Origin of the sequence: Acidovorax sp., assembly GCF_016783915.1 — a bacterium.
GTDB lineage: Bacteria > Pseudomonadota > Gammaproteobacteria > Burkholderiales > Burkholderiaceae_C > Acidovorax.
The window spans coordinates 1-21,046 of record NZ_JADHVT010000073.1; the positions used below are offsets into that span (position 1 = coordinate 1).

The window sequence follows — 21,046 nt, forward strand, 5'->3', positions numbered from 1 at the left end:
ACAGCAGCAGTGCGCGCAGCGGCTCGTCCTCGGCGGCCATGTCGCCGGGAATCTTCACGGCGGGGGGAGGCAGGGGCAGCGACTCGATGAGCGTGCGAACGGCGTCCACCACGCTCATGTTCAGGTCGTCCGTGGTTGCCAGAGCAACATCGCCGGTGTTCACGCTGAAAGCCTTCACACCGTTGGTACCGTCAGCCAGGTAGTGACGGTTCTTGGTGGGGGCCTTCACCGGGTTCACCAGCATTTCGGCAAACTCGGGATCGTCCTCGGTGGGGACGCGCCACTCGATGTTGTCGTGGAAACCGCGAGCACCGCCCAGGTGGGTCAGGATCGACTGGTCGATGTACGCATTGGCGTGCGACTGGGCCACAGGGCGTGCCAAGCGAGTGAAGTCCACGGCCGAACGGATGTTCGTCATGGTGTCGCCCAGCTTGACGGGGATACGCGCCTGATCCACGCGGATGCGGGCCTTGTCGTATGCCAGGCCCTTACCCTTGCCCTCGACCATGCGCGAGCCCATGGTGGGACGCATCTTGGTCGGCTGCACAAAGTGGAATTCCACCTCGTCGCCGGTGCCGCGCGACAAGTCCATGCACTTCACGATGGGGAAATCGGAGCTGGACTGCTTGCGGATCATTTCCGCTACCTTCCCCTCGCCCTTGGGCAGGGGGCCGGACATTTGGCCCAGACGAGAGGCGCGGTTTTCAGCCAGGGCAAACATGCCCGCAGCCTGAACAAACATCGCCTTATCGGAACCGGCCGGTACGTGGCTGTTCATGGTCATAGTGACCTCCTTCAATGGGACGGATGGGCGGCTCTCACGAGCGGCCCGGTTTCAAAAACTAAATGGCGTTCATCACGCGCTCGATCTGCTCGGGCGACATGTCTTGCATGCGCTCGATGAGCGCGTTGGGGTCGGTGCCAGCCGAAGCCATCACCTGCTGTGCGATGTCCTGGTGCTGCTCTCCCGCGATCTCCGACAGCGAGTGAGGGACGCCCTGTTCATCTGCACCGGCCTTGGCAGCATCCGCTGCGTCGTCGGTGTTGTTGTCCGTGGGCTCTTCCGGGGTGGTTGTGGTCTTCGTAGCTTCGTCAGCGTGGTCGTCATCCAACGACTCGCCGTTGAGGGCCTTTTCGAGAAGTTCGGCAGGTGTGAGTGCCATTTGCTGCGTGCTCCATCCCAGCTATCCGGCTGGGCCTGACTGGGCATGCGGTCGAGGGTTGGCCAGGGCCATCGCCCCGGCTTTCCGCTCTCCTGCTGCGGGATATGCGCCGCTTCACAGCGGTGCGGTTTCGCCCGGCGCTTCACAGCGGGGGGCTTGAAAACGAGTATTCACGGGTGTGGCGAAAACCCTCTGCCCTATGCTGGGCGGGCACAAAAAAGCCGCCTCGGGGGGGCGGCTTTCTGGTCAGCGGGATGTGCTGGGCCTATGTGGACGGGCACATGCGCCACAGCGGGGTGACGTGGGGGCGCTCGCGTTTGGCCATGCGCATGATGAAGGCCTTGGCCGCCACCAGCCGCACGCGCGGCTTGTCCTGGCTGGGGCTGATCCGCTGCACCTCCACACTCACGCGGAAGCCATGGAGCACGAAGTCCCAGGCGCGATGCACTGCGGCCACCACATAGTCGCGCGAGGCAACGGCGGCCGAAGCGAAGGCGCCAGCGGCAGCAGCGCAGGCAATGGCGGCGATGGCGAAGAGACGGGAAGTGCGGGACATGGCAGGTACTCCTGTGATGGTGCCGTGGCTGCGGCGAAACCCTGACCGTTGCGGGCAGGGCCTCATGGTCAAGCCACGGCGCCGGATCGCTGCGCCCTATGCCGGTTGCGTCATGCTGGCAGGTTGTCGGCCACAGCGGGTGTCTCGATGCCCTGCATGCCCTGCCCTGCCTTTTGTGGCACGGGCGGGAATTCCGGGCTGGTGTTCTGCTGCACCTCGGCCACGCCTGGCTCTGCAGCCGCGCCACCCGCGCCGCCGGTCGGTACCGGACCTGGCGCCACTGGCAGACCGCCAGCGGTGGGAAAGTTCGGGTCATCGCCACCAGGGTTCGGCCGCTGGTAGCCCGCGCCCTTCATCACCTCGTCAGCAACAGGTGCAATGGCGGGGTTCATGGCTACCTGCGCTCCTGCTTGCATAGCAGAGAACGCAGCTTGCACGCCGGTTTGCACCGCTTGGGCCATCAGCTGCTTAATGCGCGCCTCGCTTTCGGCCTCCTTCACGGCCACCTCGCGCTCCTTGAGGTCGTGCATCAGCTCCTGCTTGACCTGGGCGCGGATGGCCTCGGGATCGGCCTGGCCCTGGGCCTCGCGGATGGCCTTCACAACCTCCTTCTTGCGGGGCAGGTCCATGAGGTCGATCATGAACGGCATCACCACCTGCTGGATCTCCGGTGTAGCGGCCTTGACCGACTCCGACAGCGCGTTGAGCTGCTGGGCGCGGAAGCTGCTGGAGCTGGGCACATCCTCCAAGGCCACCTTGAGGCGCGTGCGCTGCACATCGTTCGACAGCAGCACGATGCCGGTGTGCGGGTCCACCTCGGGGCTGTTCAGCACCACCGTGCGTGGCGGGTTGAGCACGTCGCCCTCGATCACCACCACGGTTTCCTCCTTGCCGATGTCCTCGATGATGAGGGCCAGCAGCATTTCGCCCACCAGGGCGCGGGCATCCTTGAAGTTGTCCATCAGGTCGGCCAGCGATACCTGGGACTGCTCCACTTGGGTCTGCTCCTGCACGCCGCTGGTGGCCGTGCCCTCCTGGCCCTTGAACGATGGGGACACACCCGACACGCCGTTGGCTGCCGCGCGCGAGTCCTGCATGAGCTGGAAGTGCTGCGCGTTGAGCTGGAAGTCGCGCTTGCGCTCGAACTTCGCCCCCTGTTGCGCCATGTGGTCGGCGTCCAGCACAAAGTCCGCATCCACGCGGGAAGCCATCTGCCGGAACTGCGCATCCGGCATGGCCACGGCGCCCTTGGTGCGAATCGTCTCCACCGCCGACATGCCCCAGCGCAGCTTGGAGATCGTGCTGTTGAGGTTGTCCTGCGGGAAAAGCATGTCGCGCACCAGCCCGAAGGGAATCCCGGTCAGGTCTTCCTGGGCGGCCACCACGCGCACATAGGGGAAGTGCGGATGCGGGTATGGGCTCGGGCCATCGAACAGGCAATGCGGTCCCATCCAATAGCTGCGGCGCACCACGGGCAGCAGTTCCTCCACCAGCTTGCCACGGCCCAGCGACAGCGCTGCTTGGTGCAGCTGGTTGGCCGGGTCGTACTTCACCGCACGCCCATCCTTCATCTTGAGCATTACGGTCGTCACCCAGCGCCGGTACCACAGCTCCGTGATGCAGACGGTCTTGTTTTCCTCGTTGTAGTAGGCGTCCTCCACCGTGGTCCATGCCCGGTGTGCCTCGGCGGCAGCTTGCAGGCCGGTGGACTGGCCGCCCTCCAGCTCCTGGATGCTGTACTCCGCGATCCACTTGTCCGCGCCGTTCATGATGAGGATGGCGTGGTTGGGGAACATGCGCGCAGCCCGTGTGCGGCTGATCCAGCGGCGGCGGTAGAGCCAGCGAGCGTCCGACAGGTCGGGCTCAATGGACTTCATGTCCCACCAAATCTCGTTGCGGTGGATGTAGCGGCACTTGTAGGGGAACTCCAGCGAGTTGCTGGCGCGCGCAGCAGTTGATAAGGCTTGGGACCAGTTCCAGTCGGCCATGGAAGCGCCCCAGCAACCCGCCCCATCGGCTGCGGTATTTGGGTTGCGGCTAGTGCCTGTGGAGCCGACCGACCAGATGGTGCAGGCCGCCCATCACATCGACCTGTCATACATGCCAGGGCAAGAGGGCGCAGATCGTGCGGCCATCTATCGTGCGATGATTGCCGCAGCGCCCCAGCCTGCCGTACAGCAGTGGAATGACCTAATAGGGAAGGAAACTCACGCCGATGCGGATGGGCTGCTGGTTTGGCGCGACGAGGTGGACTTTGCCATCCCCACGCCCCAGGCAGACAGCCAGCCAGCGCCAGTGCTGGACCGCGCCCGCATCCGTGAAATATTCATGGCGCACGGATTCACGGTGAAGGAAGGCCAGACCGACCTGAAACAGTACGTGTACGACGCAGCCGACGCCCTGCTCCGCGCAGCCCGTGCCCCGGCAGACAGCGTGACGGCACCAGCGGGGCCGGGATGGCAGTGGGTGCCAATTGATCCCACCAACGAGATGCTGGACGCCGCACGACGAGCCTGTGAAGGCCGCATGTACCCACAGGACATGCGCCACGGACCAAGGGCGATGATGGCGGATCGGTATAACGCCATGCTCGCCGCCGCGCCCACCCCACCCGCCCAGGCGGCAGACAGCGTGCTGGAGGATGCGGACCCGATCCGAGCGCTGATTGCAGAGCATGCCGCGATCCTTGACCAGAACGAGTCGGCCTACTTCGAGCTGTGCTACCACCGCGCGACCGGCTGGATGGCATGGATCACCGACAAACCCCTGTGCATGCCGCCTGTGGTCAACCCGGACCGCAATGTGCTGGCGCAGGGCCAAGGCGATACCGCTGACGAAGCGTGCCGCGACGCAGCCCGCAAGCAAGGAGGTGCGACATGACGCTTGAATACCTACTAATAATCTATTTTTCACTTGGGACAACGTTCGGCTGGTGGGTGCATAGTTGTTTGCTGGCACTGGCGTACCGCATGGGCATTGTTGAATACAAAGGCCGCAAGCAAGGACCAAACCATGACTGAGCCGACAGCACTGCTGCGGTGCCCGTTTTGCGGGAATCAGCCGGAGCCCACTGGGTACTACGCAGTGATTTGCATGGGATGCGGCGTTGCAGGCCCCTCCGCCGGAGATTTTGAGGCGGCATCTGTTCTGTGGAACACCCGCACCCCACCCACCCAGGCGCAGGCCGGGGCGGTGCCGATGTACCGGCTGCTGCAATCTGGCGTGGACCGCATCGAGGCGGCTGATGAGTTTCTATCGGACGACACCACGACATGGGCCATCGACCCGAACGGAATTTTCTCGGGCAACATTTACGGCGGTCATGTGCTTCGGCCTGCGCGCCGTCGCATCAAAGGAGGCCAGCATGGCGCTGAGTGAACGAGACTGCCCGCACGGTCGCCAGCTTGGCAAATGCGCCGACTGCGACCTGTCGCACATGGAAATGGCCGCAGCAGCAGAGGCGCGACGTGTTGATGAGTTGACCGCACTGCGCAAGCAGGACGACGCGCTGATTCTGCAACTGGTGGAGGCGATGGAGGGCGTTAAGGCGCTCAACATGGGTGGGGAATTAGCACTATGGACAGCAGAGTTCGATCGTCTGCTGTCAGCCATCACCGCAGGCCGCGCCCGCCTCGCGCCACCGCCGCCCACTGCCTGACAGGCACCCCCACCCCATCAACAGCCCCGCTCATGCGGGGTTTTCTTTTTGGAGAACCAATATGCAAGTCAAACGAATTGATTCCAGCGATGCAAACGTGAGCAAGTACGTGTTCGATTTTGGCAACGCTGTTGCGGAAGCCGTCCTTTACAAATACCCAACATATGAGGATCGCACGGTGATCTGCTGCAGCACGCAGAGCGGTTGCCCTGTGGGCTGCAGGTTCTGTGGCGCTGGCGATGCTTTCGTGCGCAGCTTGACCAGCGACGAGATCGTGGCCCAGGTGCAGCACCTGTTCGCAGATCGCGGCATCAACCCCGAAGCCGTGCAGCGCTGCCAGATCATGTTCATGAGTATGGGCGAGCCGCTGCTGAACTTCGGCGGCCTGTCGCACGCCATCCGCAAGCTGCATGCGCTCTACCCGCGCTTCGCCTTGCTTATCAGCACTTCGGCGCCCGATGTGGACTACGAACGGGTGCGCGCTCTGTCAGTCGAGGTGCCAACCGTTGGCCTGCAGTTCAGCGTACACGAAAGCACCGACGAGGCCCGCAATGCGCTGATCCCGTTCAAGGCAAAGTTGAACCTGGAACAGATCGCCACTGAAGGCGAGCTTTGGTTTGAAGCCACGGGCCGACAGCCCTTCTTCAATTACTGCGCACATGAGCGCAACACCGCACCAGAAGACGCACAGCGCATTTATGGCCTGTTCAACCCCGCCGTGTGGCAAGCAACCATCAGCGTGGTGTGCGAACGCGACGAATCGGTGGCAGCGGCGAACATCCGACAGCGCCAGTTGGCGACGGACTTCATGGAGAAGTTGAACGCCTACGGGTACAGCACGCGGTGCTTCGACCCAGCCGGTCAGGACGACATTGGCGGCGGCTGCGGGCAGCTGTGGTTCGTTCAGGACTGGATGCGCAACAACCCCGAGTTGGCACGGCCCAGCATTGGCCGAAGCATCCCCATTGTGCATGCGCCGCGCTGCACTGCATGACCAATTCCCCCGACTGGAACGCCGCAGACAAGGCCTACCAGGCACACCACGCCAGCTGCCCCACCTGCCGCGCCGCCGGCGGAAACCCCAACAACCTGCAGCGCTGCCCCACGGGCACGGAGCTGTGGGCCACCTATCAAGCAGCGGGGATGCCCCCGCATTTCACCTGGCTGCGCCGGGAGAAAGGAACCCGTGTTCCAAAAACCAATGGTCACGGTCACGCCAGTGCTGGGCCAAGACCTGATCGGCCATGACACCGACATATACGGCCAGGTCTCCCGCCAAGTGGCCAACCTGCAAGACCAGATCGTGCGCGACCAGCTGATTGCGGCCGGGTGGACCCCACCGGGCGCAAACCCTCATGGATGCCCCGAGCATGCAAACCAGATCCGCATTCTGCTTGCAGCGCTGGAGAGATCCTCGCCGCACACAGACCGGAGTCATTCATGGAAAGACGAGGCTTGGTCGCGACAGCGAGCCGAAGCCATAGCCATTGCCAGGGCCATCCTGGCCGAACTGAACGGGAGAACTACAGTATGAGCAAGACCGACTACACCTGGCTCGCCACCGCCCCGCACAAGCCCGACGTGTACGTGACACGCATCAACACGTCCAAGATCCGAACCGTGCGCTACTGGGACGGTCAGCGGTGGTTTGACATTTCCCTGTCGGGGACCACCAGCCGGGGCAGCGGTACGCCGTTCACTTGGCCCAAGAGGGCCCGCGTTGCCATCGGCTGGCGCAAGAAATACCCGCTGTCGCTGCGCAAAATCACCAACCAGGCAGCCATCCAGTGGGGCACCCCTTACCGCGTCTATGACGACAAGGAGGTACTGGCCTATTTGGTGAAAAGCGGCCGGCTGCCCGCTGACTGGCGTACTGCGTTCCAAGACGAAATGCGCGCGAAGCTCGACAGCGCATGACCCAACGCCCCTTACTCTCGCCCGCCCAGCGCAACGCGCTGTGGCGCGCAACGGTGGGGCAGACGCCCACCAATGACCACCGCACCCTGCAGGCCCTGCACCGCAAGGGCCTGCTCCAAGGGATCGACCACCGCCCCACCGATGCGGGCGCCGCGTACTTCGCCTTACCCGCAACCGGCGAATTGCCAGGAGCCAGAACAACATGAACACTGCACAGCACCCCCTCGCCTATCAAATCAACCACGCCGCCGCAAAGCTCGATGTCTCACGCGCAACCATCTACCGGCTGGTCAAGGACAAGCATTTGACGCTGGTGAAAGTCGGCAAGCGTGCCAGCCGAATCACCGCGAAAAGCATCCATGACTACCTGGAGTCTCGGTGCGGCGACAATGGCGGTTAGGCCTTTTGCCCACGGCTGTCCCAGGGCACAAAATTTGGGTAGCCAGGTGGGTAGCTAGCCCAAAAATCGGCACCAGTAAGCCGACAACCCATTGATCTAAAAGAGATTTTTTAACCAATGCAAATTGCCACCTGGAACGTGAACTCCCTGTCGGTGCGCCTGCCCCAGGTACTGGCCTGGCTGGCGACCAACCCGGTCGATGCCCTGTGCCTGCAGGAGCTCAAGCTCACCGACGACAAGTTTCCGCACGACGCGCTGAAAGAGGCGGGCTACGAGGCCGTCGCCTTCGGCCAGAAAACCTACAACGGCGTGGCCATCCTGAGCCGCCACCCGCTGCGCGATGTGGTGCGCAACATCCCAGGCTTTGGCGACGAGCAGGCCCGCGTCATCGCGGCCACGCTGGACACACCTGAGGGCCCGCTGCGCCTGCTCAATGGCTATTTCGTCAACGGCCAGGAGCCGGGCTCGGAAAAGTTTGCCTACAAGATGCGCTGGCTGCAGGCGCTGCAGGACATGGTGCGCGCCGAAATGTCCGCCCACCCCCGCCTGGTGCTGGTGGGCGACTTCAACGTGGCCCCCGAAGACCGCGACTCGTACGACCCCGAGGGCCTGCGCGAGACCATCCACCACACCACCGAAGAGCGCAACCACTTCCAGGCGCTGCTGACGCTGGGGCTGACAGACGCCTTCCGCATGTTCGAGCAGCCCGAAAAAAGCTACTCGTGGTGGGACTACCGCATGCTGGGCTTTCAGAAAAACCGGGGCCTGCGCATCGACCACATCCTGGTGAGCGAAGCGCTCAAGCCCACGGTGACGGCCTGCGTGGTGGACCGCGCTCCGCGCAAGAACCCGCAGCCCAGCGACCACGCCCCGGTGGTGGTCACCATGGTGGCCTGATACCCCCGAGCGGCACAGACGCAGCAGTCGCAACGGACGCAGTGGTCACCCGGTATCGGCAAAAAAGCAAAGGCTGTCAGAGGAAACCTCTGGCAGCCTTTGTTTTTGCTTCTGGCGACGCCGTCCGAGCGCATCAGCCCCGTGGGCCACATGCGCTCCAGACGTGCGTCCTTCAGCGCTTATCGCTGGGTCGAAAAGCCGTTGCGCAGCGCACGCACTTCGTCATGGTTGCGCTGGGCGCCTTGCGCCTGGCGCTCCACCAGCATGCGGATGTCGGCTGGCAGCGTCGCCTTCAGTGCCTTGCGGTAGCGTGCCACGGCGGCGTCTTCGCCACGTTCGCACTCTTCCAGCACGGCCTTGTCGTCCTGCGTGGACAACGCGGTCTTCACCGACACCCAGCCCCTGTGCAGCGCGCCAGCCACGGTGCCGCCCTGCGCGGGGTCGCCATTCAAGCGGCGGATTTCGTGCTCCAACTCTACGGCGGCAGCGGCACACTCGCGCGAGTGGCGCTGAAATATGCCCTTGAGCTGGCCCGCCTCTGCGTGCTCGGCACAGGCATGGAAACCGTATTCGCCGTCGCGCGCAGACTCCAGCAGGTCGTTGAGTACATCGACGACGTCTTCGTTATCGATCACGTCCAGCGTGCGGTCTTCGGCTGGTACACGGCGGTTGGCTGCTCGCTCCCAAGCAGCACGGGTGGCGGGCCGCACGTCGGTCCAGGCCAGGCCGTCACTGCCGTGGCGTGCACGCCAGTCATCGGCGAGCCGCGGCTCGATGGCATCAAACTCGCCCTCGTAGCGGCCCACCGACGACCAGCCCAACTCGTAGGCCGGGCGGTATTGGTCATAGGTGCGCCCCCCCACGTAGTAGGGTTCGCGGTGGTAGGCCTCGCGCCAGTAGGCGTCTTCTTCGGTGGGGTTCACGGCCTCGGCGGCGGCTTTGCCCGCCAGGCCCCCAGCGACTGCGCCCGCCACGCCACCGATGGCAGCGCCCACAGGGCCGCCAAAGGCACCCGCAGCAGCCCCGGCAGCAGCGCCTCCGAGGGCTGCCCCCACGCCCGTTCCGATGGGGTGTGCGCCCGGCTCGTTGGTCAATGGGTCACGGTTGGCATCGTTGAAATCCGACATAGAAACATCTCCGGTTGGTTGACAGTGACTTCATTGTTGAAGCCACCTCCGGAGTGCCGGGTCGGTCCAGGGAGGGCCTGCATGTAGGACATAGCCCGCCGCGAGGCGATGGGATGGGCGCACATCAAGGCTGTATTTCAGGCCACCGCCTGCAGCGCAGGGGTGGCCTTGGCTTGCTACATATTCAATAGCTTCCAGCGCATATTCAACAGGCGCATGCAGCCATTTTCATGCTTCATCCGGCGCGTCCAGCCCCAGCTCCTGGATCTTGCGGGTGATGGTGTTACGCCCAATGCCCAGGCGCTGCGCGGCCTCCATGCGGCGCCCGTGGGTAGCAAGCAGCGCGGTGCGGATCAGGCGCGATTCAAAGCGGCGCGTGAGAGCGTCCCACACCTCGGGCTGGCCCCCGGCGAGCAGTTTTTGCGCTTCGGTTTCCAGTGCCTGTTCCCAGCTATGGGCTGAGGCAACGGGGGCTGCAGCGGCGTCGGCCGACCAGGACGGCACGGCTGCAAGCACAGGCGCAGACACTGGCACTGCGGGGTGCAGCCCCCCCACCATTTCAGACGGGGGCAGCGGTGCTGCAGGCATCTGAACCACCGGGGCCAGCGGTGCAACGGGGGCCAGCGGCGCCACCGGCATCGATGTCACCGTGGCCGCAGTAGGCTCCGCACTCACCGGTGCGCGCATGGGCGGCTGGTACACGGGTGCTTCCAGCACCTCGGGCGGCAGGTCTTGCAGCGAGATCACCTGCGCGGGCGCCATCACTGTGAGCCAGTGGCAGATGTTCTCCAGCTGGCGCACATTGCCCGGGAAGGCAAACTGCTCCAGCCGCGCCAGCGCCGAATCGGCAATGCGCTTGGGCTCGACGCCCAGCTGCCGTGCGCTTTGCTGCAGAAAATGGCGCGTGAGCATGGGCACGTCTTCATGCCGCTCGCGCAGCGCGGGCAGGCGCAGGCGGATCACGTTGAGGCGGTGGAACAAGTCCTCGCGAAAGCCGCCTTCCTTGACGCGCTGCTCCAGGTTCTGGTGGGTGGCCGCAATCACGCGCACATGGGCCTTGACGGCTGCGTGGCCGCCGACGCGGTAGAACTGGCCGTCGGACAACACGCGCAGCAGGCGCGTCTGCAAATCAAACGGCATGTCGCCGATTTCATCGAGGAACAGCGTACCGCCCTCGGCCTGCTCGAAGCGGCCGCGCCGCTGGGTCTGGGCGCCGGTGAAGGCGCCGCGCTCATGGCCGAAGAGTTCGCTCTCCAGCAGGTCCTTGGGAATGGCGGCAGTGTTGATGGCCACAAAGGGGCCGTCTGCCACCGGCGAGTGCTTGTGCAGCGCGCGGGCCACCAGCTCCTTGCCCGAGCCCGATTCGCCGGTGATGAGCACCGTGACCTGGCTTTGCGACAGCCGCCCGATGGCGCGGAACACGTCCTGCATGGCGGGCGCCTGGCCCAGCATTTCGGGGGTCGCGGTCTGGCGCTCTTCGGTGACTTCCTCCCGCTGGCTTTCTTCCACCGCGCGGCGGATCAGCTCCACCGCCTTGGGCAGGTCAAACGGCTTGGGCAGGTATTCAAACGCTCCGCGCTGAAAGGCCGACACCGCGCTGTCGAGGTCGGAGTACGCCGTCATGATGATGACGGGCAGGCCGGGCTGCAGCTCGCGCACCTTCTCGAGCAGTTGCAGGCCCGATCCTCCGGGCATGCGGATGTCGCTCACCAGAACCTGGGGGCCCTGGCGCGCGGGGTCGCCTGCGGTGACATCGGCCAGTGCGTCCAGCACTTCGCGCGGGTGCGTGAAACTACGCGTGGGCAGGTTCTCGCGGGCCAGCGCCTTTTCCAGGACGAAGCGGATCGAGGGGTCGTCATCTACTATCCAGATCGGCTTCATATGTTTTTCTTACCTTCCCTGTGGTTGCGTGTCAGGGACCATCGTGCGCTTCAGGGCAGCGGGATCAGGATGCGGAAGTCGGTGCGACCCGGTACGCTGTCGCATTCGATCAACCCGTGGTGACGCTGCACGAAGGTTTGCGCCAACGTCAGCCCCAGCCCTGATCCGCCGTCCCGACCCGACACCAGCGGATAAAAAATCCGCTCCTTGATGGCATCGGGTACGCCCGGTCCGTTGTCGATGACATGCAATTCCAGTGCCAGCCGGTAGCGCTGCCGGCCGAACGTGACCTGGCGGGCCACACGCGTGCGCAGCGTGATCACGGCGTCGCCCTTGGCAATGCGCTCTGACAGCGCCTGGGCCGCGTTCTGCACGATGTTCAGCACCGCCTGAATGAGCTGCGCGCGGTCCCCCCGAAACTCGGGAATGGAGGTGTCGTAGTCGCGCTGAACCTTGAGGCCCTGCGGGTATTCGACCAGCACCAGCGAGCGCACACGCTCGCACACTTCGTGGATGTTCACATCGCCCACCAGGTGCGGGTGGCGATGGGGCGCGAGTAGCCGGTCCACCAGGCTTTGCAGACGGTCGGCCTCGTGAATGATCACCTGGGTGTATTCGGTGAGCTCCCGGTTGTCGAGCTCCATCTCCAGCAGTTGCGCGGCACCACGGATGCCGCCCAGCGGATTCTTGATCTCGTGGGCCAGGTTGCGGATCAGCTCCTTGTTGGCCTGCGCCTGGTCGCGCAGGCGCTCTTCGCGGTCTTGGCGGGCCTGCTGCTCCAACGGCCACAGCTCCACCAATATTTCGCCCACCTGTTCGGCATCGGCCACGTTGACATGCACGGGCACAGGGTCCTGGTGCAGGCGCTTCAGGCTGGCTTCGTAGCGCAGCGCGGCAAAGTCCTTGCCCCGTGCGCCCGCCAGGGCGGTCTGCAGCAGTGCCGGGTCGGTAAAAAAGGTGGAGAAGTCCGCCCCCTCCAGGGTGCGGCGCGAGAGGCCCAGCGTGTTCTCCAGGGCGGCATTGGCAAACTGCACCGCGCCATCGTCAGCGCGCAGCACCGCCACCAGGGTGGACATCAGGTCCAGGGAATGAAAACGCCCGGTGTCAGTGCCGGGAAGGTCGGAGGAAGAAGGGGCACTCACACGCAATCACCGCTGTCAGTTGGTGGGCGCAGCAGGGGCCGGCAGGCGGGCGATCTCGCGCTTGATACCCGCAATGTCACTCTCGCTGCGGGCCACACTGGCCTTGAGTTCGGCCGTGCGTTCGGTGTAGCGCTGGGGGTTGCGCAGATCGAGTGCGTTGCGCTCGGGGGCGCCGTTGTTGTATTCCTTGAGCAGTTCGGCATGGCGCGTTTCCGCCTTGCGCAACTCGGACTCCAGGATGGCGCGTGCGTCCGAGTCGCGGGACTTTTGCTCGTTGTTGCTCACGCGGGGCGCCGTGGCGGGCGATGTAGCGGAAGATGTGGCAGCGGCGCCACCGCCACTGGTAGCAGGCGCTGCGGCAGACGCTGGGCGGGTGCCCTGCACCACGGTAACGTTGCCCCCCTCTACCAGCTTGCAGCCGCGCTCCTTGGCTTGCTGGGCATTGTTGGTGTATTCGTTGCCGCAACGGTAGATGCGGTCTTGCGCCTGGACTGCGGGAACGGTGGCGGCGATGAGGAGCAGGGTGATGAGCGTTTTATTCATTCGGTTTCCTCGCACTGACATGCAGGGGACAGGGGAGTATCCCCCAATCACCCTACATCTCCAATCCAACAAGGGCAGACCCTTGAAGGGCTGTGTATACGGATGCAACACCTGGCGTCTTGGTTCCGCCGCACGCGTTCGGCGCCTGTAGCGCCTCCGCCCGCCCATGAAAAAAGGCGGCTTGCGCCGCCTTTTTTGAGCAATGGTCTGCAGGCAGACGATTACAGGGAGTAATACATGTCGTACTCGACAGGGTGCACGGCCATGCGGAAGCGGGTCACTTCATTCATCTTCAGATCGATGTAGGCGTCGATCATGCTGTCGGTAAACACGCCACCCTTGGTCAGGAACGCACGGTCCTTGTCCAGGTGTTCCAGGGCCTGGTCCAGGCTGTGGCACACAGTGGGCACCAGCTTGTCTTCTTCTGGAGGCAGGTGGTACAGGTCCTTCGTGGCGGCTTCGCCGGGATGGATCTTGTTCTCCACGCCGTCCAGACCAGCCATCAGCAGGGCAGCGAAGCCCAGGTAGGGGTTCATCAGTGGATCGGGGAAGCGAGCTTCCACGCGACGGCCCTTGGGGTTGGCCACGTAAGGAATACGGATCGAAGCAGAACGGTTCTTGGCAGAGTAGGCCAGCTTCACCGGGGCCTCAAAGTGGGGCACCAGGCGCTTGTAGCTGTTGGTACCGGGGTTGGTGATGGCGTTCAGGGCACGTGCGTGCTTGATGATGCCGCCGATGTAGTACAGCGCGAAGTCCGACAGACCGGCATAGCCGTCGCCAGCAAACAGATTCTTGCCGTCCTTCCAGACGGACTGGTGCACGTGCATGCCGGAGCCGTTGTCGCCGTGGTAAGGCTTGGGCATGAACGTGGCGGTCTTGCCATAGGCGTTGGCCACGTTGTGGATCACGTACTTTTGCAGGATGGTCCAGTCAGCGCGCTCAACCAGCGTGCTGAAACGGGTGCCGATTTCGTTCTGACCAGCACCCGCCACTTCGTGGTGGAACACTTCGACCGGAATGCCCAGGGACTCGAGGATCAGGGACATCTCGGCGCGCATGTCTTGCGTGCTGTCAACAGGAGGCACTGGGAAGTAGCCGCCCTTGACGGTGGGACGGTGGCCACGGTTGCCACCTTCGAGCTTGGCGCCCGTGTTCCAGGGGGCTTCGTACTCTTCGATTTCGTAGAACGTGTGGTTGGGCTCGGTGCTCCAGCGCACGCCGTCGAAGATGAAGAATTCTGGCTCGGGACCGAAGTAGGCCGTGTCGCCCAGGCCAGATGCCTTCAGGTAGGCTTCAGCGCGCTTGGCGATGGAGCGGGGGTCGCGGTCGTAGGCCTTGCCGTCGGTGGGCTCGATCACGTCGCAGGTCAGGATCAGCGTCGTTTCTTCAAAGAACGGATCGATGTTGGCCGTGCTGGGGTCGGGGATCAGCTGCATGTCGGAGGCTTCAATGCCCTTCCAACCGGCGATCGACGAACCATCAAAGGCATGGCCCGAAGTGAACTTGTCTTCGTCGAAGTGAGAGACGGGCACCGTGGTGTGCTGTTGTTTGCCACGGGTATCGGTGAAACGGAAGTCAACGAACTTGACTTCGTTCTCCTTCACCATCTTCATCACGTCTGCAACGGTCTTGGCCATCAGGTTCTCCTGGATAAAGCGCTTGTTGAAAAAAGAGTTTGCCGAAATAAAAGCAGTTTGCGTGCCAGCCGAGTGCAGTACCGCACTATGAAGGAGCGCTACCCGGGACACGTCGGCATGGCGTGCGCCAAATTGCACCAATACAGTGCAACCCATCTACCAAATCTGAGTCTCACAGGTTGCGCACCAATTCAGGGCCGCAATTTGCACCAAATTCGTGCAATCCTGTTTTCAAAGCCTGCCATGCAGCAGGCACCGAGGACGCGGGCCCTTTGACACCCAGTTCGATATGCCGCCCGTATTGTGGATGATCTACGCTGGGCAAACTGAACACCCGCACATCAGGGTGCGATTTTTCAATCTGCTCCATGAGGGGCGTCAATGCTGCCTCCATCGCGCCATAAACCACCACCGACTGCTCAGTCTGCGGTGCTCGGTTGAAATGGGCTGCGTAGTACTGCTCCAGCACCCACTCGATCATGGGCCACGCCATGACAGGAAAGCCCGGAACGAAGTGCACTGCACCGCCCCCAGCCCCGTCGCAACGGAAACCGGGGATCTTGTTGTAGGGATTGGGAATGATGCGCGCACCCACTGGAAACATGCCCATGTTGAGGCGATGTACGTTGTCGGACCGGTCGGGCTCATAAGGCACGCCCTGCTCGCGCGCCACATCCTGCATGCGTTCGCGGATCAGGGCCTCAGCCTCTGGATGCAAGGCCAGGTCGCGTCCCAGGGCGCGTGCAGCGCATTGCCGCGTGTGGTCGTCAGGCGTCGCGCCAATGCCTCCACACGAGAACACCACATCGGACGATGCAAATGCGCGCTGCAGCGTGGCGGTGATGCGGTCCGGGCTGTCACCCACATAGTCGGCGTAGGCCAGCGAGAGGCCACGCGCCGACAACAGCTCGATCACCTTGGGCATGTGCTTGTCGGCCCGTTTGCCCGAAAGGATCTCGTCGCCCACGATGATGAGGCCAAAGGTGGGGGTCATGGTGCATTGTCTCCAGGGTGCGGATTTGCAGGGGGCGGCAGCGCGGGCGCTGGGGGGGCCGCCGTGTTCAGAGCTGGCGCGTCTGTGGGACGCAGGGTCGCTTCGGCCAATGGGGCGGGCCCGGTCATCGGCGCCATCATGGCCCGCTCGGCCCGCAAGCGCTGCAGGGCAGCCAGTCCATAGTGCGTGAACCACAGCGAGGAAAAAGCGAATACCAGGGTGTAGATCCAGATCGCCAGCGGCACCAGCACAAAAAACGCGGCAGCAAACACCACGCCCGAGGCCCACACAATGCTGGGCGCAGCCCCCAGGTAGCCCGTGACGATGCCAATGCCCAGCAGGCTGCTGCGATGGCGGCGGAATATCTCTAGGCGCTCTTCCTTGCTGGCATGGTCCGCCAGGGCGTCGAACACCATCACCCGGTAGGTCAGCCAACCCCAGATCAGTGGTGGCAGGATGAGCACCAGCGGCGGCACCAGCCACAGCGGAACAGACACCACCAGCGCCACCAGCGCCAGCACCGTGGACCCTACCGACCAAGCCACACTCGCAATGAAGGACCCGCCCTTCTTGCGCTCCAGATCCGGAAAACGCCGCGCAGCCACCAAGGCCACCAGGGAGGGGGTCATGAGCACCGCTACGGCCAGCAGCGACACCACCACCAGGACAGGCGCCACGGCCAGCACCACCATCAACGGCGCCATGACAGCAGTCACATCCCCCAGGCCCCAGCCCTGAAGCCAACCCCAGACGCTGGCCAGCAACGAGGACGCATCGAGCAACGCGCGCATCCCCTGCACCGCCGCGTCCCAGTAGAAATAACCCAGGCCGAGTGCCAAAACGGCCATCAAGAAAAGAGGCAAGAGCGACAGCGCAATCACCCGCGGACGCAGGCAATAGGCGGCGGCACGCCAGAAAGAATCAAGCAGTAATCCCATGGCGGCAAGCATACAGGCAGCGCCCGCCAGGCCACTCAGGCCTTGCCCAGCAACCTCAGTACGCCCCGCCATTGCTGGGACCAGAACCCCGCGCCGTAGTCGCGCACACGGCCATCGGGGCCCGGCTCGACCTGGTCGCGCACGCCCGTGGGGTCAAAGCGCTTTTCAAAGTTAGCCGTGCCCATCAGCATGTCCCACCAAGGCAGAAGCACCCCAAAGTTATGCCCGCCGAGTACCACGCGCGGTAGCGTTGCCGGTTGGTCCGATGTTGCCTCGGCCGAAGGCTTGACCGTCTCGTGGCCAATACCGATGCTATGGTGCCGGCGGTGAAACCGGGGGCTGATCCAGAGCCGCTCACCCACCTGACCAAACCACAGCCGCACGTTGGCGTGCTGAAAGCTCTCGCTGAGCTGGGTAATGGCCACGATAGCAATGAACTGCCCAGGAGCAACACCAATCAGCTGCGCCACCGTCACCAGAATCACGTCGCGCAGGAGATCGTCGAGCAGGTGGTTGCGGTTGTCGCTCCACATCGTCATCTGCCGCTGCGCATGGTGCAGCGAATGCAGGCGCCACCACCACTCGAAGTGATGCTGCCCCCGGTGGATCCAGTAATCCACAAAATCGAACACCACCAGATACAGCAGCAAACTGACCCAGGAGATGTCCGTCACACCCGGCCAGAGGCCGTCGAGCTGGAACGTGCTGACACCCGCCACACGCAAGGCACCAAACAGTGAATCCGCCAGCGGATCCACCGTGAAAAACAGCGCCAGCCGGAACAGGCCCAGCCGGTGAATCAGGGTGTAGAGGATGTCAGTGCGGATGGTGGCGCGGTCATTGACCTGCTCCACCGGCCACCAGTGCTGCATGGGGCCAATCACAGCCACGATGACCACCAGCTGCAGCAATCCCACCAGCAGCCAGCCGGAGGCCTCATAGCCGTTCTCCAGCAGGCTGGCCAGCCCTGTGGTGAACATCAGCGGCTGCAGCACGCTCTCAAAAAGCCATTGCTGTACGCTGTCAAATACACCGCCTAGCCATCCCATTGTGTCGCGCTCCCTGGCACCTGGTTATTCATGCAAACAAGCGGCGCGTGCGTCCTCAGCCACTGCGCGCGCAATTGAACTTGACCCCACAGCCCATCTAGCGAACCTGAGCCGCTGCGGCCGCATAGTCAGGATGATCCCGCAAGGTGCGAAAGCAAAACCCTCGCTGCTTGAGTCCTTCAATCAAAGGCTCCAGCACAGCAGGCGCCCAGGCGTCCTTGCGCGACCAGATCCCCAGGTGCGCCAGCAGGATGTCGCCACTGCGCACATCACGCAGCGCCTTGTTCAGCAGCGCGGTGTTGCTGGCCGTCTCACTGGGCAACTCATCCCCTAAGAAGCCGGCAGGCGACCAACCCACATGCGCGTAACCGCAGGCCTTCGCGCTGGCAATCAATTGTGCAGAGGTCTTGCCGCCAGGCGCGCGGAACAGGGGCAAAGGCGTCTTGCTGGAAATGGCCTTCAAACGATCCGCAGCACGGGTAATTTCTTCGCAGTATTCAGCGGCCGACATCACGAAGCTTTGACCCTCACGCGGTCCCGCTGAGGGACGGACCCGAAACGCCGGATGCGGCGCGCTGCCAGCATCGGCACGCCAGTAGGTGTGGTTCCAGGTGTGGGAGGCCAACTCATGGCCCTCCGCAGCGCGTGCACGCCACCATGGAGCCCAATGGTCTCCCAGACTTCCATCGCCTTCCTTCGTGCGCTCGTTGGCAGCAAAGAAGGTCACGTGCACCTGCTGGCGCTTGAGCACCTCAGCCACCAAAGGCGCCACCTCCATGTGGCCAGTGTCAAAGGTCAGGTACAGGGGCTTTTTGCAGTCATTTTGCGCGGTAGCGCTAGTGGAACATGCCCAAACAGCTATCAATAAAATAGCATTGCAACGCCTGCTGCGTGGTGCACGAAAAGCGCTGAGGAACATACCTCTGACCGGCTGTACAGCGCTCAACGTGGCGCGTGCTGCAGGGTCCATACGCCGTGGGGCGATTTACCCACGTTGACCTGGCGCACCACCTTCTTTGCCTGTGTGTCCACCACTGACAGCTTCCGGGCCCAACGCGAACTGACGTAGATATAGCGGCCATCCGCCGAAACATCCATGCAATCGGGCCCGCCCGGCACAGGGTACGACTCGACGACCTGCTGGGTATTCATGTCGATCTTGCTGATCGAGTTGGCCACGCGGTTGCTCACATAAAGGTGTCGCCCGTCGCCAGCGGCACGAAAGGCGTGAGCACCGTTGCCTGTCTTGATCCGCTTCACGCTGATCGCTTCACGCCCGGAGATATCGAACACCTCCACGCTGTCCCCACCCGTAAGCCCTACAAACAGGTGTTTGCCATCAGGGCTGCCATATACATCGGCAGGCATGGGCCCTGTTTTGACGCGCCACTTGATGGTCTGGGTGGCGATTTCGATGGCCACGAGTTCATCACTGTCCTGCATGGTCGAATAGACGGTGGTGCTGCGGCTGTCGATCCACAGATGGCTAGGGGTGCGCGATGTGGCCACGCGCTGCACCAAGGTCAGGTCCTTGCCGTCCCAGCGGTAAAAGTCCACGTGATTCAGACGGTTGGCGGCCGTGATGAACCATTTCATGTCGGGACTGAATCGCAGATGGTAGGGGTCCACAATCCCACGTACGGTACGCTGCACCTCGGCGGTACGGGGGTCCACAAACGTCAGCGTGTCACCGAGCGCGTTGGCCACGATGATCGACTTTTCATCGGGCGTCAGATACAGATGATGCGGTTCTTTGCCCGTGGGAATTCGGGTGGTCTCGGTCCAGGTCACCGGGTCGATGACGCTGACGTTGGCCTCCAGCGAATTGAGAACAAAAAGGGGCGGTGCGCCCGCCGCCACACTGGCCACGGAATACCACAACCCGCCAAGGGCCACAACGCAAATGCGTGCAATCGAGAGAATCTTCACAAAACCACTTTCAACACAGCCTTGGAGTGTAGCGCCGCACCTGCCGTGGTTCTGAGCGACAACACGTAACACCAAGGTGATCGTGCACTCTTTGATCAAAGTCATCCCGGTATTTGCGGAGCAGAGAATGCACAGTCTCACCACAGGATACGGTCATTGCTCGTGGGCAAAGCGCTCTCGGCCTAGACAGCCGAGGCATCCTCGATTGGAGGCATGGCGCCTAGGCTGGGCGCTCCCCGCCAGACGACAAGGGACACACTGTGGACGCGACGCTCAAGCGTTGCTATTCAACAGTGCCAGATCCGAGGCATCCAGCCATCGCCATTGCCCGGGCTCCAGATCTGCAGGCAAATCCATCCCCCCAATGCGAGAGCGGTGCAGCCCCTCTACCCTATTGCCAACCGCTGCAATCATCCGCTTGACCTGGTGGTATTTGCCCTCGGTCAGCGTCATATCCAAGCGATGTGAATCCACGATGGCGCAATTTGCAGCACGCACCGGCTTGGGGTCATCGTCCAGCACAACTCCCGCCAACAATTTCGACACTTGTACCTCGTCCACGGGATGTTTGGTCGTTACTTGGTAAACCTTCGGCACATGCTTCTTGGGCGAACTCAAGCGATGAATAAACTGCCCGTCATCGCTGAGTAGCAACATACCCGTTGTGTCCTGATCAAGACGCCCCACCGCCTGCACTCCTTGTACGGCACTCTTGGTGGGCCGCTGGCGCAAGGGCGGAGGCAGGAGCGTGTAAATACTGGGGTACGTGGAAGGCTTTTGAGAGCATTCCGTGCCGACGGGCTTGTGAAGCAGCACATAGGCTTTGGCCTGGAACGGCCAATCCACTCCCTGCACACGTAGCTGGAGCCCTTCGGGCTCAAAATCGGCGGCTGCCTCCGTGCAAAGCACATACTCGGCATTGGGCGAAGATGCCTCACGCACCGAGACCCATCCCTGCTGAATAAGGCCTGCGCAAACACGACGCGTACCAAAACCTTGGGAATACAGAATGTCTTGTAGTTGCATGGTCAATACCCGGGAGGGTCAGCGAGAAGGGATGATGTTTGTGCGCCTGGAAAGCAAAAAACCCCAGTCTTTGTAGACTGGGGTTTTCTGGGCTGTAAGAGCCTGACGATGACCTACTTTCACACGGGAACCCGCACTATCATCGGCGCAAAGTCGTTTCACTGTCCTGTTCGGGATGGGAAGGAGTGG

The 21,046-nt window shown here is 63.1% G+C and carries 25 protein-coding genes and 1 rRNA gene; 10 read left to right on the top strand and 16 right to left on the bottom strand.

The annotated features are described in order from the left end of the window. The 4 genes from ISS20_RS14090 to ISS20_RS14105 all read right to left on the bottom strand — a co-directional run. Nucleotides 1-784: DUF4043 family protein (locus ISS20_RS14090; protein WP_291437584.1), on the bottom strand; the 784-nt coding region annotated here is incomplete at its 3' end. 58 nt (nt 785-842) lie between these two features. After that, nucleotides 843-1,163 (bottom strand): hypothetical protein, encoded by a 321-nt coding sequence (locus tag ISS20_RS14095; RefSeq protein WP_291437586.1) that lies wholly within the window; start codon nt 1,161-1,163, stop codon nt 843-845. 265 nt (nt 1,164-1,428) lie between these two features. Continuing rightward, nucleotides 1,429-1,719, bottom strand: a complete 291-nt coding sequence (locus ISS20_RS14100) for a hypothetical protein (RefSeq protein WP_291437587.1) — start codon at nt 1,717-1,719, stop codon at nt 1,429-1,431. Nucleotides 1,720-1,829: 110 nt separating this feature from the next. Next, a complete protein-coding gene (locus ISS20_RS14105; protein WP_291437589.1) occupies nt 1,830-3,707 on the bottom strand; it encodes a hypothetical protein in 1,878 nt (625 codons plus the stop codon). On the opposite strand from ISS20_RS14105, the gene ISS20_RS14110 reads away from it, so the two are divergent. The 10 genes from ISS20_RS14110 to xth all read left to right on the top strand — a co-directional run bounded on the left by ISS20_RS14110 (nt 3,706) and on the right by xth (nt 8,591). Beyond that, nucleotides 3,706-4,599: a hypothetical protein gene (locus ISS20_RS14110; RefSeq protein ID WP_291437591.1), complete on the top strand. Its 894-nt coding sequence runs from the start codon at nt 3,706-3,708 to the stop codon at nt 4,597-4,599. The two genes, ISS20_RS14105 and ISS20_RS14110, sit on opposite strands and share 2 nt — an antisense overlap. Further along, on the top strand, nt 4,596-4,739 hold the full coding sequence (locus ISS20_RS14115; RefSeq protein ID WP_291437593.1) for a hypothetical protein: 144 nt from the start codon (nt 4,596-4,598) through the stop codon (nt 4,737-4,739). The genes ISS20_RS14110 and ISS20_RS14115 overlap by 4 nt, the downstream gene beginning before the upstream one ends. Then, nucleotides 4,732-5,097 (top strand): hypothetical protein, encoded by a 366-nt coding sequence (locus tag ISS20_RS14120; RefSeq protein WP_291437595.1) that lies wholly within the window; start codon nt 4,732-4,734, stop codon nt 5,095-5,097. The genes ISS20_RS14115 and ISS20_RS14120 overlap by 8 nt, the downstream gene beginning before the upstream one ends. Further along, a complete protein-coding gene (locus tag ISS20_RS14125) occupies nt 5,084-5,377 on the top strand; it encodes a hypothetical protein (protein WP_291437597.1) in 294 nt (97 codons plus the stop codon). The genes ISS20_RS14120 and ISS20_RS14125 overlap by 14 nt, the downstream gene beginning before the upstream one ends. Nucleotides 5,378-5,438: 61 nt before the next feature. Then, nucleotides 5,439-6,371, top strand: coding sequence for a radical SAM protein (locus ISS20_RS14130; RefSeq protein ID WP_291437599.1), 933 nt, complete (start codon nt 5,439-5,441; stop codon nt 6,369-6,371). Nucleotides 6,372-6,563: 192 nt separating this feature from the next. Then, a complete protein-coding gene (locus ISS20_RS14135) occupies nt 6,564-6,911 on the top strand; it encodes a hypothetical protein (protein WP_291437601.1) in 348 nt (115 codons plus the stop codon). Continuing rightward, nucleotides 6,908-7,294 (top strand): hypothetical protein, encoded by a 387-nt coding sequence (locus ISS20_RS14140; protein ID WP_291437603.1) that lies wholly within the window; start codon nt 6,908-6,910, stop codon nt 7,292-7,294. Before ISS20_RS14135 ends, ISS20_RS14140 begins: the two co-directional genes overlap by 4 nt. Next, nucleotides 7,291-7,500: a hypothetical protein gene (locus ISS20_RS14145; RefSeq protein ID WP_291437605.1), complete on the top strand. Its 210-nt coding sequence runs from the start codon at nt 7,291-7,293 to the stop codon at nt 7,498-7,500. The genes ISS20_RS14140 and ISS20_RS14145 overlap by 4 nt, the downstream gene beginning before the upstream one ends. After that, nucleotides 7,497-7,694 carry a helix-turn-helix domain-containing protein gene (locus ISS20_RS14150; protein ID WP_291437607.1) on the top strand — a complete coding sequence of 66 codons (198 nt, stop codon included), beginning with the start codon at nt 7,497-7,499 and terminating at the stop codon, nt 7,692-7,694. The genes ISS20_RS14145 and ISS20_RS14150 overlap by 4 nt, the downstream gene beginning before the upstream one ends. A gap of 117 nt (nt 7,695-7,811) precedes the next feature. Continuing rightward, nucleotides 7,812-8,591, top strand: coding sequence for an exodeoxyribonuclease III (gene xth, locus ISS20_RS14155; protein ID WP_291437609.1), 780 nt, complete (start codon nt 7,812-7,814; stop codon nt 8,589-8,591). Nucleotides 8,592-8,770: 179 nt separating this feature from the next. Here xth and ISS20_RS14160 read toward each other — a convergent pair whose 3' ends face one another. The 12 genes from ISS20_RS14160 to rrf all read right to left on the bottom strand — a co-directional run. Continuing rightward, complete coding sequence (locus tag ISS20_RS14160; protein WP_291437610.1) at nt 8,771-9,718, bottom strand: PA2169 family four-helix-bundle protein; 948 nt, start codon at nt 9,716-9,718, stop codon at nt 8,771-8,773. A 228-nt stretch (nt 9,719-9,946) separates the two neighbouring features. Further along, complete coding sequence (ntrC, locus tag ISS20_RS14165) at nt 9,947-11,599, bottom strand: nitrogen regulation protein NR(I) (RefSeq protein ID WP_291437612.1); 1,653 nt, start codon at nt 11,597-11,599, stop codon at nt 9,947-9,949. Nucleotides 11,600-11,649: 50 nt separating this feature from the next. Next, nucleotides 11,650-12,675, bottom strand: a complete 1,026-nt coding sequence (gene glnL, locus ISS20_RS14170) for a nitrogen regulation protein NR(II) (RefSeq protein WP_043566259.1) — start codon at nt 12,673-12,675, stop codon at nt 11,650-11,652. Between the two features lie 81 nt (nt 12,676-12,756). Then, nucleotides 12,757-13,284, bottom strand: a complete 528-nt coding sequence (locus ISS20_RS14175) for a hypothetical protein (protein ID WP_291437613.1) — start codon at nt 13,282-13,284, stop codon at nt 12,757-12,759. A 221-nt stretch (nt 13,285-13,505) separates the two neighbouring features. Continuing rightward, a complete protein-coding gene (gene glnA, locus ISS20_RS14180; RefSeq protein ID WP_056637704.1) occupies nt 13,506-14,921 on the bottom strand; it encodes a type I glutamate--ammonia ligase in 1,416 nt (471 codons plus the stop codon). 172 nt (nt 14,922-15,093) lie between these two features. After that, on the bottom strand, nt 15,094-15,915 hold the full coding sequence (locus ISS20_RS14185; RefSeq protein WP_291437614.1) for a molybdopterin-binding protein: 822 nt from the start codon (nt 15,913-15,915) through the stop codon (nt 15,094-15,096). After that, entirely contained in the window at nt 15,912-16,853 is a 942-nt protein-coding gene (locus ISS20_RS14190; RefSeq protein ID WP_291437615.1) for an EI24 domain-containing protein, read from the bottom strand. The genes ISS20_RS14185 and ISS20_RS14190 overlap by 4 nt, the downstream gene beginning before the upstream one ends. 35 nt (nt 16,854-16,888) lie before the next feature. After that, the gene (locus ISS20_RS14195) at nt 16,889-17,902 is read right to left on the bottom strand and encodes a sterol desaturase family protein (protein ID WP_291437616.1); all 1,014 of its coding nucleotides are present in this window, start codon (nt 17,900-17,902) and stop codon (nt 16,889-16,891) included. Nucleotides 17,903-17,999: 97 nt separating this feature from the next. Further along, nucleotides 18,000-18,821, bottom strand: coding sequence for a polysaccharide deacetylase family protein (locus ISS20_RS14200; RefSeq protein ID WP_291437618.1), 822 nt, complete (start codon nt 18,819-18,821; stop codon nt 18,000-18,002). A 23-nt stretch (nt 18,822-18,844) separates the two neighbouring features. Then, entirely contained in the window at nt 18,845-19,831 is a 987-nt protein-coding gene (locus ISS20_RS14205; protein ID WP_291437624.1) for a YncE family protein, read from the bottom strand. Between the two features lie 273 nt (nt 19,832-20,104). Next, the gene (locus tag ISS20_RS14210) at nt 20,105-20,857 is read right to left on the bottom strand and encodes a 16S rRNA pseudouridine(516) synthase (RefSeq protein ID WP_291437620.1); all 753 of its coding nucleotides are present in this window, start codon (nt 20,855-20,857) and stop codon (nt 20,105-20,107) included. A 100-nt stretch (nt 20,858-20,957) separates the two neighbouring features. Continuing rightward, nucleotides 20,958-21,046, bottom strand: a 5S ribosomal RNA gene (gene rrf, locus ISS20_RS14215); the annotation flags it as partial.